The 16342-nt window shown below is 72.3% G+C and carries 11 protein-coding genes and 2 pseudogenes; 6 read left to right on the top strand and 7 right to left on the bottom strand.

What is annotated here, in order from left to right:
* Positions 1-322: 322 nt before the first annotated feature.
* A complete protein-coding gene (locus ABGA99_RS36150; RefSeq protein WP_347580368.1) occupies positions 323-1864 on the bottom strand; it encodes an MFS transporter in 1542 nt (513 codons plus the stop codon).
* Positions 1865-2079: 215 nt separating this feature from the next.
* Positions 2080-3840: an FAD-dependent monooxygenase gene (locus tag ABGA99_RS36145; RefSeq protein WP_347584267.1), complete on the bottom strand. Its 1761-nt coding sequence runs from the start codon at positions 3838-3840 to the stop codon at positions 2080-2082.
* 2018 nt (positions 3841-5858) lie between these two features.
* Here ABGA99_RS36145 and ABGA99_RS36140 point away from each other — a divergent pair.
* Complete coding sequence (locus tag ABGA99_RS36140; protein WP_347584266.1) at positions 5859-6917, top strand: AfsR/SARP family transcriptional regulator; 1059 nt, start codon at positions 5859-5861, stop codon at positions 6915-6917.
* A gap of 124 nt (positions 6918-7041) precedes the next feature.
* Here the strand turns inward: ABGA99_RS36140 and ABGA99_RS36135 are convergent.
* The 3 genes and pseudogenes from ABGA99_RS36135 to ABGA99_RS36125 all read right to left on the bottom strand — a co-directional run.
* Positions 7042-7348: pseudogene (locus tag ABGA99_RS36135) on the bottom strand (LuxR C-terminal-related transcriptional regulator); the annotation flags it as partial.
* A 336-nt stretch (positions 7349-7684) separates the two neighbouring features.
* Positions 7685-8116 (bottom strand): PPOX class F420-dependent oxidoreductase, encoded by a 432-nt coding sequence (locus ABGA99_RS36130; protein ID WP_347584265.1) that lies wholly within the window; start codon positions 8114-8116, stop codon positions 7685-7687.
* A 46-nt stretch (positions 8117-8162) separates the two neighbouring features.
* On the bottom strand, positions 8163-9080 hold the full coding sequence (locus ABGA99_RS36125; protein WP_347584264.1) for an NAD(P)-binding domain-containing protein: 918 nt from the start codon (positions 9078-9080) through the stop codon (positions 8163-8165).
* A gap of 62 nt (positions 9081-9142) precedes the next feature.
* Between ABGA99_RS36125 and ABGA99_RS36120 the strand changes: the two genes are divergently transcribed.
* From ABGA99_RS36120 to ABGA99_RS36110, 3 genes are all read left to right on the top strand, one after another.
* A complete protein-coding gene (locus ABGA99_RS36120) occupies positions 9143-9511 on the top strand; it encodes a MerR family transcriptional regulator (protein ID WP_347580363.1) in 369 nt (122 codons plus the stop codon).
* A gap of 164 nt (positions 9512-9675) precedes the next feature.
* Positions 9676-11232, top strand: a complete 1557-nt coding sequence (locus tag ABGA99_RS36115) for an alkaline phosphatase D family protein (protein ID WP_347584263.1) — start codon at positions 9676-9678, stop codon at positions 11230-11232.
* A 2-nt stretch (positions 11233-11234) separates the two neighbouring features.
* Positions 11235-12101, top strand: a complete 867-nt coding sequence (locus tag ABGA99_RS36110; protein ID WP_347580361.1) for a polysaccharide lyase family protein — start codon at positions 11235-11237, stop codon at positions 12099-12101.
* A 194-nt stretch (positions 12102-12295) separates the two neighbouring features.
* Here the strand turns inward: ABGA99_RS36110 and ABGA99_RS36105 are convergent.
* Together ABGA99_RS36105 and ABGA99_RS36100 are read right to left on the bottom strand one after the other, a co-directional pair.
* Positions 12296-12583: pseudogene (locus ABGA99_RS36105) on the bottom strand (aminopeptidase); the annotation flags it as partial.
* Positions 12584-12632: 49 nt separating this feature from the next.
* The gene (locus ABGA99_RS36100; protein WP_347580360.1) at positions 12633-13187 is read right to left on the bottom strand and encodes a winged helix-turn-helix domain-containing protein; all 555 of its coding nucleotides are present in this window, start codon (positions 13185-13187) and stop codon (positions 12633-12635) included.
* 102 nt (positions 13188-13289) lie between these two features.
* Between ABGA99_RS36100 and ABGA99_RS36095 the strand changes: the two genes are divergently transcribed.
* Both ABGA99_RS36095 and ABGA99_RS36090 read left to right on the top strand, forming a co-directional pair.
* Entirely contained in the window at positions 13290-15008 is a 1719-nt protein-coding gene (locus ABGA99_RS36095; protein ID WP_347580359.1) for an IlvD/Edd family dehydratase, read from the top strand.
* Between the two features lie 9 nt (positions 15009-15017).
* Positions 15018-16028: an alcohol dehydrogenase catalytic domain-containing protein gene (locus ABGA99_RS36090; RefSeq protein ID WP_347580358.1), complete on the top strand. Its 1011-nt coding sequence runs from the start codon at positions 15018-15020 to the stop codon at positions 16026-16028.
* Positions 16029-16342: the final 314 nt, after the last annotated feature.

Raw genomic sequence — 16342 nt, 5'->3', positions numbered from 1 at the left:
AAATCATGATCCAAAGTCAGCAACACCGAACCATGCTTCACCGCGGCCCGCTGCGCCAGCACCCCTATATACAAACCACGCTTGTGCATCGGACTCCGGCTCACAAGGCCCTCCACCCATACCAGCGCCGTTCCCGAAAACGGACCGGCAAACATGCCGTCCCGAACTCACGCGCACCCAGCATCCGGCACCCCGCTTGGCCACCACACACCAACGACTTGGCGCCCACTTGGCGTCCGGTATGCGGCCGGGACCAGCGTTCGGCCGGCAGGTGGAGGGCCTGCCGGCCGGCCCGGCGAACGTCGGGCAGCCGAAGCCGGCGTCAGGAGTGGGCCTTCTCCGTCTTGTCCGCCGGCTTCGCACCCCACGCCGGGGCGGGCAACGGGCCGGAGCGGATCAGCAGGCCGCAGAGGACGGCGCACAGCGCGAACAGCCCGGTGCACCACCAGAACACCGTGACGTAGCTGTCGACCGCGGCCAGTTGCAGCACTTCCTCGGTCGGCTGCCCCTGGGCGTGCTCCTTCACGTAGTCGGTGATGGCGCTCGCCGCGATGGTGTTGAGCAGTGCGGTGCCGATGGAGCCGCCGAGCTGCTGGCCGACCTGGATGCTCGACGAGGCGATGCCCGCGTCCTGCGGCTGTACGCCCGTGGTGCCGGTCTGCAGCGCCGAGGCGAAGATGAGGCCCATGCCGAACCCGAGGATCATGGTCGGGCCCAGCAGCGTCGAGGCATAGCTGGAGTCGACTTCCACCGTGGTCAGCCAGGCGGTGCCGAGGGCGTTGAGCGTCATGCCCGCGATGACCAGCGGCTTGGGACCGTACTTCGGCATGACCTTGATGTTGCCGATGTTCACCGCCACGGCGGTGACCACGACCATCGGCAGCATGGCGACGCCCGAGGTGATCGCCGAGTAGTCCAGCGTGGTCTGCATGTAGTAGATGAGGAAGAGGAACAGGCCGAAGGTGCCGGCGCCGACGAACAGCATCGTCAGATACGCCCCGGCGCGGTTGCGGTCGAGGACGACGCGCGGCGGCAGCAACGGGCTGTCCGCGCGCGCCTGCCAGCCGGCGAAGGCGAACAACAGTACGCCGCCGGCGACGAGGAAGCCCCAGGTCTGGGGCGTGCTCCAGTCCTCGTTCGCGGCGTTGGAGAAGCCGTAGACGACGCAGAACATCGCGCCCGACACCAGGAAGACGCCCGGGATGTCGAGTTTGACGCGCGGGCCGTTCGCCCCGGCCTTGCGGCCCAGGGGCAGCCCGGCGCCGACGAGCGCGACGGCGGCGAACAGCAGGTTCACGTACATGCACCAGCGCCAGGAGAGGCCGGAGGTGAGTGCGCCGCCGATGATCAGACCCAGGCCCGCGCCGCTGGCGGCCACCGCGCCGAAGGCGCCGAACGCCTTGCCCTTCTCCTTGGGATCGGTGAAGGTCGTGCTGAGCAGCGTCAGCGCGGCGGGTCCGAGCAGCGCGGCGAACGTGCCCTGGCCGACTCGGGCGGCGACCAGCATCTCGAAGTTGGTCGCGGCGCCGCCGATGGCGGAGGCGACGGCGAAGCCGACGAGGCCGATGAGGAAGGCCCGCTTGAGTCCGATGATGAAGACCAGCCGGCCGCAGAAGAGCAGAAGGCTGCCGAACGCCAGCGCGTAGCCGGTCACGATCCACTGCCGGTTGGCGAGCGAGAACTCCAGGTCCTCCTGCGCCGACGGCAACGCGAGGTTCATGATGGTCGCGTCGAGCACTATCATGAGCTGCGCGACGCAGATGACGAAGAGGATGAGCCACCGCTTGGGGTCGGCCTCCGTCGCTCCGGCCGCTCCCGGGCCGGACCCGGCAGCAGAGTCTGCGCTCTGTGTTACCACGTTCATCTCCTTCTCGCGTGTTTACGGACGTACGTCCTCAACCCTCATGACAGGGGCGGCGAGGGGAATGTGACCGGGGGCCGAGCCGGGCACTTCTACGGACTGCGCGGGGGCGACGGCGCCCGGAGGGGCATCGTGTCCCGGGGCCGCCGCCTTCCTGACCTGCTGTTTTCGTGCGCGTTGCGTCGATGTCGCCGTTGCGTACCGCGGTATGCGCTCGCCTAGCCGCGGGCGAGCACGCGCGCGAACACGTCGCCGAGCACGGCCGCCGGGTCGTCTCCCGCGGTCTTGCTCCGCCAGGCCACGTGGTGGTCGGGGCGTACCAGGACGGCGCCCTCGTCGGTGATCTCGCGGACGGCCGCCCACCGGCTGTCGGCAGGGGTGTATTCGGCGCCGTCACCGATGCGGACCGACGTGAGGGGGACCGAGAACTTCTCGGCGGCCTCGGCGGCGGCGTCGCACCACGCCTTGCCCTCGGGGCCGGCGATGAGCACGAAGCCGCCGGCGCGGCCGACCAGGTCATGCGTGGAGACGCGCTCGCCGGCCCGCTCGATCCAGGCGTGCGGGAGCATGTGCCCGGGCCGGGTGGTGGGGTAGTAGGTGTTGCCCAGGGGGGCGCGGGCCGGGGGCTCGGTGCCGTCGGGGACGAGGGCGCCGTCCTCGTACGCGAAGCCCACCTCCAGGTCGTGGGCCTGGCACTCGGAGCGATGGGTGTGCAGGATCTCCGCCGCCCGGGCCCGCACGGCCGTGCCGACCGGGGAGGCGTCGAAGTAGGCGGAGAACACCGCCGGGCGCCTCTCGACCGGGATGTGGGCGCCGAGGCCGACGGCGGCCTCCGTCACCACCTTGTGGTTGAACCATGTCGACAGGCCCCAGTCGACATTCCGCTTGCCGACGGGGCGGCGCTCGGCCTCGTAGGAGTCGAGGAGGCCGTCGTCGGCGCGGCCGGAGACCACGGCGGCCAGCTTCCACGCCAGGTTGTGCACGTCCTGGACCCCGCCGTTGAGGCCGAGGCCGGTGGTGGGCGGCTGGCGGTGCGCGGCATCGCCGACGATGAGCACGCGGCCCTGGCGGTAGCGGTCGGCGAGCACGCCTTCGACCGTCCACTGGCTGATCCTGTGCAGGGTCAGCTCCAGGTCGGGTACGCCGAGGACCTCGCGGATCCGGGCGATCATCGCCTCGGGGTCGGAGCGTTCGGCGTCGCCGGGGTTGAAGTGCAGCGCCCACTCCTCACAGTTCTTCCCCCAGGTGGGACCCATCTCCATCAGCGTGCTGGAGAGGTCGGGGCGGTAGGGGTTGACGAACCAGGTGATGATCGTGCCGTCGTGCCACCACGGGGAGAGGTCGGCGGTGAGGTACGCGGTGGTGACGTTGAGCATGCTCGGCACGCCCTGCATCTGCACGCCCAGTTCGGCGCCGATGCTGCGGCCGCCGTCGGCGGCGATGACGTACTGCGCGGTGACGGTCGCGGTCTCGCCGGTGGCGATGTCGCGGATCTCGGCGACGACGCGGTCGCCCTTGTCGGAGAAGCCGGTCATCTCGTGGCCGAACAGCACCCGGCCGGGGTTGTCCTCCTCGGCCCGGCGGCGCAGCAGGGGCTCCAGCCGCAGCTGCGGGAGCTTGGCCGGCAGGACCGGGCCGTGTTTCGCGTACACCTCGGTCAGCGCGCCGCCGCCGAAGGCGTCCATCTCATGGATGACCCGCCCGTCCAGCGCGCCGTCCCCGGTGAGGGAGGTCTGCCAGCGCACCCTGCCGAACATCTCGGGCGGCGCCGACAGTTCGTGGACGCCGTCCACGAGCCCGTGCTGCCGGAAGATGTCCATGGTGCGCTGGTTGAGGTAGTGGGCGCGCGGCAGCCTCGACGTGTCCGTGTGCCGCTCGACCAGCAGGTGCTCCACACCGTGATCGGACAAGAAGACGGAGGCGGACAGGCCGCAACCGCCGCCGCCCACGATCAGAACCGGAACTTCGATGGCTTCCATGCTCGGCCTTCCATGAGGTGACGGCTCAGGCAGGACATCGGGGGATCCCGGGCAGTCCCGCCCGCCCGCCGCCGAACCGCAGGAAGCGGCAACCGAGACCGAGCGCTGTCGTCATCCCCACGATCTGGAAGCAAAGCTTCCGGATGAGCCTCCTCGACACCGTCATGCCGACGTCTCTCTACCGATGCTGCGTGGACTCAGCATCGGTCCGGAGATTTGGCTGGCACTATCGAGCGGGTTGGCGCCGGCTTGGCGGCAGGGGCGGGGACACACCCGCCGACCAGCCCCGGGAGACAAGTTCTTGATCGTCGGTCACATTTCGAGGACGCCACCTGTCAAGTGATTGAGGATCGCTGCTGCCCCCCGGCCGAGAAGGGAAAAGATGGACAACTCGCTCCATATCCCACCCCGCTCGGCGGCGCGGGCCCTCGTGGTACGGCCCCCGGGTGCGTCCCTGACGCGCGGCCCCTCCCCCACGCACCGCACCGGCACCGGCACCGGCGGCCCGCCGGGCACGGCCCGGCCCGCGCCCGCGGCACCCCCCGAGCCGCGGCCGCCGGCACCCTCGGGACCGATTCCGCTTTCGCTCTCATTGCAAAGGAGCGGCCGCTCCGCCGGGCCGGCACGGAAGATTTAATTCACCGCGCCGAGAAATCGGAAAACCGCAGGAGAACGTCCGGCGACGCGTCGCGCACCGGGGTCCGCACCGCGCGCTCGGTAACGCCTCGGCGAACGCCGGATTATTTCGCCGCGATAATCGTCTGAACCTGGTACGGGAAAGGTGAGGGTCCGCATCCGGGGGGGCCGGTGACCGGCCTGGGAGCGGTATCCGTTGGTTCGCCGTGGACCAGAATGAAATTTCATTGCCGACTTTGCCCGGCTTGCCACCCGCCGGCTCTGCCTCTCGGGCGGCTCGGGCACGGCCCGTACACCAAGATCGGCCGTTACGCTCTGCTACTCGCCGGGAGGGGCCCGGCGGTGTTGACACAAGGTCTGCGGCCGCGGGGCGGACAGGCCGAAAACGGAGCTGGTAATTCCGCACCTGTCCCGGCTTCCGCAACCGCGCCCACCTGGGCATCCGTCCTCCGCGCAGGGGCCGGGAAGGACACCTGGTCGATCTTGCAAAAACGTCCCGGCAAGGGCCCGACTAGCAACTTCCTGTCATGCCTCGGGGGATGGCAGGACCTTGTCCCTTCACTCCGGGCGCGGTAATCGATCAGACCTTCGACGTGCGGGAACATCCAGGTAGGGGCCGAGGAGGGCGTCGGCACCGCAGGAACCGTGTTGACAACCCCCCATTGCGATGTTGAGATCGAATAGCCGGGGAGAAAAGCGTCGAAGCCCCCACATCGATCGTTGCTCTCGGTGTCCGGCTGCCGTAGATCCTTTGCGTTGTGTATCGGCCGCGTAAAACCGAAGTCAGCATTGCCGGGTCTTGACTGGATTAGCGTTCACGGCTACGCTGACCCCCGGCCAGTCTCGGGGGACTGGACAACAAACACGGGGGCAGCAGAAATGCTAATGATCGACGTAGGTCCGGAACCCGGCCACTGGCCACGCGGCCAGTTCGAGAACTCCTGGTCGCCGCATCCGGCAAAAGTCGAAATTCGCGAAACCCCCGTGGTGATTGCTGCTTTTCGGCAGCAAATCCTTTCGGCGCCTACGCTCCCTGACGCGGCGCACGTCGTCTCTGCGGACCGTCTCGTGACCCGGCAGCGCACACCCCCCGCGCCGCCCCACGGGCGGTCCGCTGTCATGCCGCGGTGCGGGAGCGCTCTGCAGAGCGCCACGCAGCACCACTCGCGTACACCGCACGGAACGTACGGTGACCGGATCCTGCTTGGCTGTACGGCCGGCAGCCGGCCAGGCCGACACCCGGCCCTGGTCAGGCGCCCCGGAAAAGGCGGTGAGATGTTGGGAGTTCAGAGATGACGAACGACAGAACCAACGTCGACACGATGGTTATCGGCGCTGGATCGGGTGGAAGCTGCCAGTCCCATTCGGAGGGCGGGCAGCGCATGGGAACGGGCACCGGAGATGCGCGGCGCATCGCGGAGCTGGAGCGTGAAGTTCAGGAACTTCGCCGCGCCAACGAGATATTGAAGGTGTATTTCGCCAAGGAACTCGATCTCGAACTCGAATCCACTCCGTCACCCCTTGTCGTCGGAACGCCCAGCGGGCCGACCCTGCCGGAGGCGCCGCCGTCCGCGCCCCCGACCCCGTCACGCCCGATCCGTTGGAGCACCGCGCAGCCGGCCATGACCCCTGATCCGTCGCGGCCCATGGCGGAGTTCCGGGCACTCGGCCCCATCGAGGCCGTCGTCGACGGCCGGCTGCTGGACCTGGGCGCCCCGAAGCAACGCGCCCTGCTCGCCCTGCTGGTCAGCAAGGTCGGCCAGCCGGTGGCGGTCGACGTCATCGTCGAGGAGCTGTGGACCGGCAATCCGCCTCCCTCGGCGATCACGTCACTGCAGGCGTACGTGGCCAACCTGCGCCGCGTCCTGGAGCCCAACCGCGCCCCGCGCACCCCCGCGACCGTGCTCCGCACCTACGGTCGCGGCTACCTGCTGGACAACCACGTCGTCGAGGTCGACGTGCACCGGTTCAGCGAGCGCGCCGGCGCGGGCTGGGAGGCCCTCGACCGCGGCAAGCCGCAGGAGGCACTGCGTGAATTAGAAGCCGGTCTCCTGCTGTGGCGGGGTCAGGCCTACGCGGAGGTGGCCGACACCACCTACGTACGGCCCGAGGTCGCCCGGCTGGAGGAACTGCGGCTGTCGGTCATCGAGGGGCGGTGCGCCGCGCTGCTGGCGGTGGGCGCCCACGAGATGGCCGTGGCCGAACTGGAGGCGTTCACGCAGGCGCACCCGCTGCGTGAGTATGGCTGTGAGCTGCTGAGCCTGGCGCTCTACCGGGCCGGCCGGCAGGCCGACGCCCTCGCCGTGCTGCGCACCAACCAGCGCAGGCTGGCGGAGGAGCTGGGGATCGATCCCCGGCCCGCGCTGCAGCACTTGGAGAACGAGATCCTGAACCATGCGCCCGCGCTCGACTGGCGGCCGCGCCCGGGCGGTGGTGCGTGAGATCGCCGCATCGCGATCTCCTGGCCTGCTCGGACATCCGCACAGTGTCCGACATGCCGAAGCGGTCCGGGGAGATCCTCCCCGGACCGCTTTCGCCGTTCCCGGGTCCGGTGTGCCCCGGCGTTCACTCCGGGGCGCGTACCAGGCCCGACCGGTAGGCGAGGACGACGAGTCGGGCGCGGTCGCGGGCGGCCAGCTTCGTCTTCGCGCGCTGCACGTGGGTGCGTACGGTCAGCGGGCTGACGACCAGCTCCGCGGCGATCTCGGCGTTGGACCTCCCCTGCGACCAGCGCCGTCACCTCGCGCTCCCGGGCCGTGAGCACCGCCAGATCCTCCGGTACGGCCCGGGCGGTGCCCGGCTCGGGGGCGGCCAGGAAGCGGGCGATGAGCGCGCGGGTGGCGGCCGACGACAGCAGCGCGTCGCCGGCGGCAGCGGCGTGGGTGTTCACGTGGGTGTCGACGCCGATGACGACATCGACCACACCGCGTAGACCGGTCACACTGGTCATGCGTTCTCTCCTCGCCTGGGAGCGGATGTGGTTCCGGTCCGGGACGGAGATCCGGCAGGACTGTGATGAGACACGACCGGTGCGCGAACACCGGTCGGTCAAGCTCCTGATCAGGCCAGTTGCTCCGACCGGGCCGGGGCCGGCAACCACGAGCGGACAAGTCCCGCGAAAGGCACGAAGCCAGTCAGCCGAAGGGTCACACCCGCAGTCACCAGCCCACAGCCCAGCACCATCAGGCTGCACTGTGCATCCTCACAGTCAGCCGAGCCGTTCGCCGTAGACGTGCTCCACGGTCATGGTCATGAGCACCCGGCGGTCGGAGACCATCACCGCGCGGTACTCGTCCCAGTCGGGGTGCTCCCCCGCGGCCGCGCGGTAGTAGTCCACCAGCGCCTCGACCTCCGGCCCGTGCGGGTCGGTGCCGGGCCCGACGAGGGCCGCGGTGCCCTCTGCGGTGGCCCAGGAGCGGCCGTCGCGGGCGGTGACCTCCAGCGCGGCGCGGGCGTCGCGGCGCAGGTTCGCGGTCTTCGCGCGGCCCTCGGTCATCGAGACGTACAGCACGCCGCTGTCCGGGTCGTAGAAGGGCATGACGGGCGAGAGCTGCGGGCGGCCGTCCTTCTTGATCGTGGCCAGCACGCCGAGCCGGCTCTCCGCCAGCAGCGCGCGGGGGTCGTACGAGGTCGTGGTCATGTCCGTTGCCAAGTCCTGGTCTGTCGGTGGTATTCCGGCGGCGGTGTCACGCGGGCCGTGCCGCCGGGCGGCGGAACTCCTCGATCATCACCGGATATCCCTCGCCGCCGTGGCCGGCTGCCGCGGCGCGGTCGGCGAGGGACTTGATCAGCGCCGGGAACTCCGCGTTCACGCCGAGGGATTCGCTCTCCTGAACGAGGTGTGCCATCGCGGCCCGGTGAACGTCGAGCGTGGCGTCGTCAGCCGGGAAGGTGCCGCTGTCGATCTGCTTCGCGTAGCCGGGAAGCCAGCCGGTGACGGTCGGGACGCCCTTCGCCGCGACGGCGGTGTACTCCGCCGCCGACACCCCCGCCGTGCCGAGCAGGGCGGCGCCCTGCAACCAGCCGTTGAGGATGCTCCACATCAGGCCCACCACCGCCATCTCGTACAGCGCCGTGAGCCCGTGGTCCGCGCCGAGGTACGGGGTGTCGCCGGCCAGCGCGTGCAGCACCGGCGCGTGCCGGTCGAAGTCCGCCCGCGGGCCGCTGACGACGATGGTCGCGTCCGCGGTGCCGATGGCCGGCGGGGTGGCCATGATGGCGCCGTCGAGGTACGTCAGGCCGCGGCCGGCGGCCCACGCCGCGGTCTCGCGGGCCTGCGCGGAGGTGCCGGTGGTGAGGTTGACCAGGGTCCGGCCGCGGAGGGCGGCGTCCTCGACGGGGTCGAGGAAGGTGTGCAGCGCGTCGTAGTCGGTGACGCAGGCGATCACGAGCGGGGCGGCGGCGACGGCCGCGGCGGGAGTGCCGGCGCGTACGGCGCCCGCGGCGACGAGGTCGTCGGCCTTGGCGGCGGTGCGGTTCCAGACGGTGGTGGGGTGCCCGGCGCGCAGCAGGGCGGCGGCGAGGGCGTGGCCCATCAGCCCGAGGCCGAGTACGGCGACGGGGACGGGGGCGGGGGCGTTTTCGGCGTGCATGTCGGTCGTCATGGGAGAATGGTCAACGTTCACACCGGTATGAAGGTCAAGCCCGAAGTCGAGGAGGGGCGCGCATGCGGATCGGCGAGCTGAGCCGGCGCACCGGCGTCAACGCACATCAGTTGCGCTACTACGAGGCCCAGGGCCTGCTGAAACCCGCGCGCTCGGGCAACGGCTACCGCGAGTACACGGACGACGCCGTGCTCACCGTCACCCAGATCCGGCGCCTGCTCGACGCCGGCCTGTCGACCCCGGACATCGCCTGGCTCCTGCCCTGCGCCACCGGCACGGGCCCCGACTTCGAGCCCTGCCCCGAGCTGATCGACAAGTTCCGCGACCGGCTGGACGGGCTCGACGCGCACCTCACCACGCTCCACCGCTCCCGCGAGGCGCTGAGCGAGTATCTGGACGCCGCCGAGCGGCGGGTCGCGCAGTACATCTGACGGCCCTCGGCCACCGCCCGGGCGCCCGTACGCCCACGGGCGGGCCCGCGCCGCCTTGTTGATCGTCTCTCTGCCGTCCCGCGGCCCTTCACCTGCACGTCGCGCCCCGGCCACCCCGCGCGGCGAACATCCTTCCGGATCTTCACAACGCCCGGGAGGCTCAGGTGACTTCACCACCCCATTCCCCGCGCCGGCGGTCGTTCCTGCAGGCCGCGGGCGTCGGCGTCGGCGCGCTGCTGGCCGGGGCCGGGCTCGCCGGGCGGGCCGAGGCCGCGGGCGGCGCGCCGCGGCTGGGCGCGGACCCGTACCGGCTGGGCGTCGCCAGCGGCGAACCGGCCGCCGACGGCGCCGTGCTGTGGACCCGGCTGGCGCCGGACCCGCTCGCCGACGACGGCCACGGCGGCATGCCCCGCGCCGGCTACGACGTGGGCTGGCAGGTCGCGGAGGACGAGCGGTTCCGCCGGGTGGTCCGCGCCGGCTCCGCGGTCGCGCTGCCGGAGCTGGGGCACTCCGTCCACCCGCAGGTCCGCGGGCTGCGCCCGGGGCGGCAGTACTTCTACCGCTTCCGTACGCAGGGCCACACCAGCCCCGTGGGCCGGTTCCGCACCGCGCCCGACGCCCGCTCCGCGGGCGGCTCGTTCACCTTCGCCACCGCCTCCTGCCAGGCGTGGTACCACGGCTACTTCTCCGCCTACCGCGACCTGGCCGCCCAGGACCCGGACGTGGTGTTCTTCCTCGGCGACTACATCTACGAGTACGGGATCACGGCCGCCAACATGTGGCGCAGCGCCCCGCTGCCCGGCGCCCGCCACGGGATCGAGACCAGCACCCTCGCCGACTACCGGCTGCGCTACGCCCTGTTCAAGTCGGACCCCGATCTCCAGGCCGTGCACGCCGCGGCGCCGTGGATCCTCACCCCGGACGACCACGAGGTGCAGAACGACTACTCCGACGAGAAGTCGTACTACGGCCTGAGCGAGGAGGACTTCCTGCTCCGCCGGGCGGTGGCGTACCGCGCGTACTACGAGAACTGCCCGCTGCCCGCGCTCGCCCTCGCCCACGGCCCCGACGCCCGGCTGCACCGCCGGCTGCGCTACGGCCCGGCCACCCTGCACGTCCTCGACGCCCGCCAGTACCGCGACCCCAAGCCGGCCGACGCCGCCGAGCAGCACGCACCCGGGCGCACCATGCTCGGCCGGGAGCAGGAGCGCTGGCTCTACCACGGGCTGCGCACCTCCGGCGCGCGCTGGAACCTGCTGCTCCAGCAGGTCGGCCTGGTCCGGGTGACGGAGAACCGCGTCGACCAGTGGGACGGCTACCCGGCCGCGCGACAGCGCCTCCTCGACGTCCTCGGCGAGCCAGGCGTGCCGCCGTCCGTCGTCTTCACCGGCGACTGCCACCGCTCCATCGCCGGCGACCTCCTCGCGGACTTCGCCGACCCCGGATCGCGCGTCGTGGGCAGCGAGTTCCTCGGTACGTCCATCGCCTCGGACGGCGACGGCGCGCCCACGGACACCTACACGAAGGACTGGATGCAGCACCCCTGGATGCGGTTCTACGACGGTCGCCGCGGCTACGTCCTCGGGCACGCGGACGCCGACGCGGTCACCGCCGAGTACCGGGCGGTGCCCTACGTACGGGCCGACGACAAGGCGGCCGGGTTCACGCTCGACCGCTTCCGGGTCGCACACGGCCGCCCCGGCATGCAGAAGGTGAGCTGACCATGACCGCACCCACCGCGCACACCGCCGCCGGGCGCCCCGGCCCGGACGCCGCGCCCGGCACCGTCTCCGGGCTCACCGCCGCAGGCGGGCTCGGCGTGGTCGAGCTGACGTGGCGCCCGTACAGGACGCGCGGCGCGCAACTCGTCGACCACTACGAGGTGTACGAACTCTCCGCCGCGGGCGACACCCTCCTGGCCCGCACGCTCTTCCCGCACCACACCCACCGCGTCGGCCCCGAGCCGCTGACGCGCCGCTACACGGTCGCCGCCGTGGTCGACTCCGGTGCCCGCACCCGGCCCGCGCGCGCCGCGGCAGCGGCGAGCGAGCGGTCGCTGGCCGCGGGCCGCGCGGTGGCGCAGGTCGGCGCGTTCGACCACCGGGGGCTGGAGTTCGCGCTCTCGCCGAACCTGAGCGCGCAGTACCCGACGGCCTTCCCGCAGGACGTCGACTTCCGCCACGGCACCTCGGACCCCGCCCGCGACTGGTGCTATCTGCACCCGGGACCCGCCGACGCCTGGGCCGGGCGCAAGGAGCACACCTTCACGCTCCGCTTCGACCTGGCGGCCGCGCCGGAGCGGGACCTCGGCTTCGCGCTGTGGCTGATCGACTCGCACGCCACCGCCGCGGGCACCGCGGAACTGGCGGTCAACGGCCGGGTGCTGCGGACGCTGGAGTTCCGCGGCGGCGCGACCCGCGGCTCGCTGGAGGGCGACGCGGCCCGTTCGGGCAGCGTGCTCAAGCCGTCGTCGTACGAACTGCCGCTGGCGGCGGACCTCTTCACGACCGGCGAGAACGTGCTGACGCTGCGGAAGACGAGCGGGTCGTGGATCGCGTACGACGCGCTGGGGGTGTTCGCGGCGGAGTGACGGCCGGGACGCGGACACGCGCGCGGGTACGGGGCGCTCCCCGCCCGCGCGCCTCCCGTATGTGCCGCGCCCGGGCCGTCCGGTGTCAGAGCCGCCACTCGTCGTTCCGCAGGATCACCACCCGGCCGCCGTCGTGCCCGATGGATGTTGATCAGCACACCGTGGCGGCGGCCGAGTTCACGGTTGCGCGCGTCGAGCCAGTCGGGTACGTCGCCGAGCGTCGCCGCGTCGGCGTGGCGGACACGGGAGCGCTTGGCGTGCGGGTCGAAGTACCAGATGTCGACGTAGCGGGCGCCGCGCGCGTACGCGCCCTCGGCGAGCGCGCGGGCCAGCGGGGCGTGCTCGATCTCGGCGTTGACGGCCACCAGGTCGTCGGCGACGACGGGGACGGCGACATCGAGGACGAGTGCGGCGTACGCGGCCAGGTCGGCGGCGGGGATGTCGGGGGAGGCGGCGGGCGAGGCGTGCGCGGACGGGTTCATGAGCACTCCTGTGGGCCGGGGATGTGAAACGTGCGTGCGGGGGTGGAGATCAGCCGCGCTCGCCGCCGGGTGCGCCGTCCAGTTCGAGCAGCATCGCGGTGAAGCTGACGTGGACACCGTCGCCGCCCCGCGGCGGTCCTGCCTTGTCGTGGACGAGGCGTACGGCACGGTCCGTCAGCGCGCAGACCTCCGCCCAGGTCTCGCGCGGCAGCCAGACCTCCGCGTCGGCGCTCGTGACCCGCCTGCTCGCGGCGGCGGCGCGGCGGCGCAGATCGCTGAGGAGCGCCTCCAGCAGCAGACCGGAGTCGCCCGAACGGTCCAGGCGGCGGGCGCTGTCCGGGTCGTACTCGTACCGCTTGGGCGGCTGTCCGCGCCGGGCCGCGCCGCCCGGTGCGGCACCGGGTGCGTCGTCCGCCCGCCGCAGGAAGCCCGCGGCCGTCAGCCGCCGCAGGTGGTAGCTCGCCGAGCCGTGTGCGATCCCCAGCTCCTCGGCCACCTCCGTCGCCGACATCGGCGCCCCCGTGAGCAGCGAGACGATGCGGATACGCAGCGGGTTGGCCAGCGCGCGCAGCGGTACGAGCGGGGAGTCTTTTTCCCAAGACATGTTGGGATAGTAGGCCGGGTGGCCGCCGACGGGTAGGCAGCATGTGCAGCAACCGTTTACTGTGCGGGAGTTCGCCCCCCCCTGCGACACGAAGGACGGTGTATGGCTGCCGAGCTGCGTAGCGCCCAGTGGTACGGGGGTACGGACCGGAACGCGTACATACACCGCGCGTGGATGCGCCGCGGTCTGCCGCACGACGCGTTCTCCGGCCGGCCCCACATCGCGATCGCCAACACGGCCTCCGACCTGACCCCCTGCAACTCCCACCTCACCGAGGTCGCCCGCTCCGTACGCGACGGCGTGCACGAGGCCGGCGGCGTCCCGCTCGAACTCCCGGTGGTCTCGCTCGGCGAGACCCAGGTGCGCCCCACGGCGATGCTGTGGCGCAACATGGCGGCGATGGCGGCGGAGGAGATGTTCCGCGCCAACCCGGTCGACGGCCTGGTGCTCCTCGGCGGCTGCGACAAGACCATCCCCGCGCTGCTCATGGCCGCCGCCTCGGTGGACCTGCCCGCGCTCGTCGTCCCCGGCGGGCCGATGCTCACCGGCACGTTCCGCGGCAAGCCGCTGGGCTGCGGCACGGACGTGTGGCGGCTGAGCGAGGAGGTGCGCGCCGGCGAGCTGTCCGAGCAGGACTTCACCCGCTCCGAGTCGTCGATGATCCGCAGCCGCGGGCACTGCAACACCATGGGCACGGCTTCCACGATGGCCGTGCTCGCCGAGGCGCTGGGCATGGTCCTCCCGGGCCTGGCCGGCACGCCGGCCCCCGACAGCCGGCTGCTGGAGGCGGCGCACGAGTCGGGGAAGCTGTCGGTCGAGCTGGTCCGCGAGGGGCGTACCCCGTCGCAGGTCGTCACCGCCGCGTCGTTCCGCAACGCGATCGTCGCGCTCGCCGCCACCGGCGGCTCCACCAACGCCGTCGTGCACCTCCTCGCCCTCGCCGGCCGCCTCGGCGTGGAGCTGACGCTCGACGACTTCGACCGCGTCGGCGCGGACGTACCGCTGCTGGTCGACCTGCTGCCGGCCGGGCGGTTCCTGATGGACGACCTGTACCGCGCGGGCGGTCTGGCGGCCGTGCTGAACGAGGTGCGCGACCTGCTCGACCCGGCGGCGCTCACCGTCACAGGACGGCCGCTGGTGGACCACCTCGCCGACGCGCGCATCTGGGACCCCGAGGTCGTCCGCACCCGCGACGCGCCGCTGCAGCCCGCCGCCGGGATCGCCGTGCTCCGCGGCAACCTCGCCCCGTCCGGTGCCCTCATCAAACCCGCCGCCGCCTCGCCCGCGTTGCTGCGGCACCGCGGGCGGGCGGTCGTCTTCGACAGCATCGAGGACTTCCACGCCCGCATCGACGCCCCGGACCTGGACGTCGACGCCGACTCGGTGCTCGTCCTGCGCGGCTGCGGCCCGCGCGGCTACCCCGGCATGCCCGAGGTGTCGAACATGCCGCTGCCGCGCAAGCTGCTGGAGCAGGGCGTCCGCGACATGGTCCGGGTCTGCGACGGGCGGATGAGCGGCACGGCGTACGGGACGGTGGTGCTGCACGTCGCGCCGGAGGCGGCGGCGGGCGGGCCGCTGGCGCTCGTGCGCAACGGCGACTGGATCAGCCTGGACGTGCCGGGGCGCAGCCTCACGCTGGACGTACCGGACGCCGAGCTGGCGGCGCGTACGCCGAACGCGGCGACGGTGGCGGGCTACGCGGCGCCGCGGCGCGGGTGGGAGCGGCTGTACGTGGACCACGTGCTGGGCGCGGACACCGGGGCGGACCTGGACTTCCTCGTGGGCTCGTCGGGTTCCGAGGTGAGCCGTGAGTCGCACTGAGGTCCTGCCGTGAGGGCGTTCGTGCTGCACGGCCCCGGGCACGCGGGGGTCGTCGACGTCGAGCCGCCGGTCGCGGGGCCGGGCGAGGCGGTGGTGGACGTCGCGCGGGTGGGCGTGTGCGGGACGGATGTGGAGCTGTACTCGGGCGAGTTGCAGTACCTCCGCGACGGCCGCTCGCGGTTCCCCGTACGCCCCGGGCACGAGTGGTCGGGGCGGGTCGCGGCGGTCGGCGCGGGCGTGGACCCGGGCTGGGTGGGGAGGCGGGTGACGGGCGACACGATGCTGGGCTGCCGCGCCTGCCGCCGCTGCCGGGACGGCAGACAGCACCTGTGCGAGGACCGCCAGGAGGTGGGCATCCTCGGCCGCGCGGGCGCGCTGGCCGCGCAACTGGCGGTCCCGGCGTGGTCGTTGTACCCCCTGCCGGACACGGTCGACGACGCGCTGGGCGCCCTGGTCGAACCGGGCGGCAACGCGCTGCGCGCCGCCCGCGCGGCGCGGCTCGCGCCCGGCGACCGGGTCCTGGTCACGGGCCCCGGCACGATCGGGCTGCTGGCCGCGATGTTCGCCCGCAGGGCCGGCGCGGAGGTCCACCTGCTGGGCCGCGACCCGGCGACGCTGGAGTTCGCGGCGTCCCTGGGCTTCGACCGCTGCTGGACGGCGGAGTCGCTGCCCTCCGCCCTGTACGAGGCGGTGATCGACGCCTCCAACGCGGAGTCGCTGCCCGCGCGGGCGGTGGAGTGGGTGGAGCCGGGCGGCACGGTGGTCTACATCGGCCTGGCGGGCACCCCGAGCCTGCTGGACACCCGCGCCCTGGCCCTCAAGGACGCCACGGCGGTGGGCATCCTGAGCGCGTCCCCGGGCCTGCCCGCGACGATCAGCGCGTACGAGGACGGGTCGGTGGACCCGCGCCCGCTGATCGCGGCGACGATCGGCCTGGACGGGGTGGCGGCGGCCCTGTCGGGCACCCGCCCCCCAACCGCAACCCAGGCCCCCAAAATCCACGTCACCCCGACCCCCTGAGAAGCTGTTGTCGTATCGATCATGGTGGGTGTGGGTTCGAGTGCGGCGACTCGGGTGGGTGATTTCCGGGTTTCCGGGCATGGAGGCAGGGCCTCCTGCGTAGCTCGTGGGTGTCGAAGTCCATGAGTAACAGGAGGCCCTGGTGCCGCAGTCTTCCGCGTCGTTGCCTGCTGCGTCCAGCTCGCCTGCCCGGCCGTGTGATTGCCTCGCGCACGTGTACGGCAACGCGGCCGATCGTGCTGGGCGTGTGCGACGCTACCCGTCGGACATGACCGACGCGGAGTGGGCGGTGGTCCGCGGCCTGCTACCGGTGC

Origin of the sequence: Streptomyces sp. B5E4, assembly GCF_039871555.1 — a bacterium.
Lineage (GTDB): Bacteria > Actinomycetota > Actinomycetes > Streptomycetales > Streptomycetaceae > Streptomyces.
This window is presented reverse-complemented; position numbering and strand designations above follow the sequence as displayed.

What these genes read in the sequence shown, in the direction of transcription:
- ABGA99_RS36150 (WP_347580368.1), bottom strand. Translation starts at nt 1,864, where the DNA reads ATGAACGTGGTAACACAGAGCGCAGACTCTGCTGCCGGGTCCGGCCCG.
- ABGA99_RS36145 (WP_347584267.1), bottom strand. Translation starts at nt 3,840, where the DNA reads ATGGAAGCCATCGAAGTTCCGGTTCTGATCGTGGGCGGCGGCGGTTGC.
- ABGA99_RS36140 (WP_347584266.1), top strand. Translation starts at nt 5,859, where the DNA reads ATGGGAACGGGCACCGGAGATGCGCGGCGCATCGCGGAGCTGGAGCGT.
- ABGA99_RS36130 (WP_347584265.1), bottom strand. Translation starts at nt 8,116, where the DNA reads ATGACCACGACCTCGTACGACCCCCGCGCGCTGCTGGCGGAGAGCCGG.
- ABGA99_RS36125 (WP_347584264.1), bottom strand. Translation starts at nt 9,080, where the DNA reads ATGACGACCGACATGCACGCCGAAAACGCCCCCGCCCCCGTCCCCGTC.
- ABGA99_RS36120 (WP_347580363.1), top strand. Translation starts at nt 9,143, where the DNA reads ATGCGGATCGGCGAGCTGAGCCGGCGCACCGGCGTCAACGCACATCAG.
- ABGA99_RS36110 (WP_347580361.1), top strand. Translation starts at nt 11,235, where the DNA reads ATGACCGCACCCACCGCGCACACCGCCGCCGGGCGCCCCGGCCCGGAC.
- ABGA99_RS36100 (WP_347580360.1), bottom strand. Translation starts at nt 13,187, where the DNA reads ATGTCTTGGGAAAAAGACTCCCCGCTCGTACCGCTGCGCGCGCTGGCC.
- ABGA99_RS36095 (WP_347580359.1), top strand. Translation starts at nt 13,290, where the DNA reads ATGGCTGCCGAGCTGCGTAGCGCCCAGTGGTACGGGGGTACGGACCGG.